1 protein-coding gene is annotated in these 938 nt (G+C 48.6%); it reads right to left on the bottom strand.

Features of this window, described 5'->3' with window-relative positions; genetic code table 11:
• Positions 1–109 precede the first annotated feature (109 nt).
• Positions 110–938 (bottom strand): IS110-like element IS5075 family transposase (locus RYZ59_RS24530; RefSeq protein ID WP_114200743.1); only part of this gene is annotated, 829 nt, incomplete at its 5' end.

The following is a 938-nucleotide window of genomic DNA, read 5'->3' as shown; positions in this document are numbered from 1 at the left end:
GCCTTTCCGTTTTACAGGTTCCTCAACAGGCCGGTGGGCCGTTAGTATCATCAATATCAGTATTCGCAAAACCAGATGAATGATTGTTTAAACTGGTGTATTTCTGCCTTTATGCTTCGTAAGTTTGCTGTCGCGCCGTCAGTGCCCAGGCTATTCTGGCCAGCTTGTTTGCCAGAGCACAGGTGACGACAAAGTTGCTTTTCCGACACAACAACTCCCTGACCCAGTCGGCCAACTTGCCAGACTGGTGTTCCAGTTTTTGTATGAATACCCTGGCACACTGAACCAACAAAGTTCGGATCTTTTTGTTGCCCCGCTTGCTAATCCCTAACAATGTCGTCCGACCTCCCGTGCTGTACTGTCGGGGTACCAGCCCTGTTGCCGCCGCAAAGTCACGGCTGCTGGCGTACTGCTTCCCGTCGCCAATCTCAGTTGAAATAGTACTGGCAGTCAGCGTTCCAACGCAGGGAATACTCAGCAAGCGCTGTCCAACCTCATCTTCGTCCAACTTTCGTTTCAACTGAGATTCCAGATCTTTAATCTGCTCAACAAGATAGTGATAATGCTGTTGTAATTTCAGCAGTAACTGGCTGAGATAAAGAGGCAAACTACTGTCCTCAAGAAGGGTACTCAGTCGACTAATAACGGCAGCACCTCGCGGAACGCTGATACCAAATTCCAGCAGAAAAGCATGCATCTGATTAGTTGTTTTCACCTTATCCTGAACCAGGGATTCACGGACACGATGCAGAGCTCGCATTGCCTGCTGAGATTCGGTTCTGGGCTGCACGAAACGCATAGATGGACGTGATGCTGCTTCACAGATAGCTTCAGCATCAACGAAGTCATTTTTGTTGCTTTTAACGAATGGGCGGACAAATTGCGGTGATATCAGCTTTGGAAAATGCCCTAACTCTTCCAGCTTGCGTGCCATAAAG

The organism is Citrobacter sp. HN-141, from assembly GCF_033341895.1.
In the GTDB taxonomy this organism is placed as follows: Bacteria; Pseudomonadota; Gammaproteobacteria; order Enterobacterales; family Enterobacteriaceae; genus Citrobacter.
The sequence above is the reverse complement of the archived record's forward strand: the minus strand, read 5'-3'. Positions and strand labels throughout refer to the sequence as shown.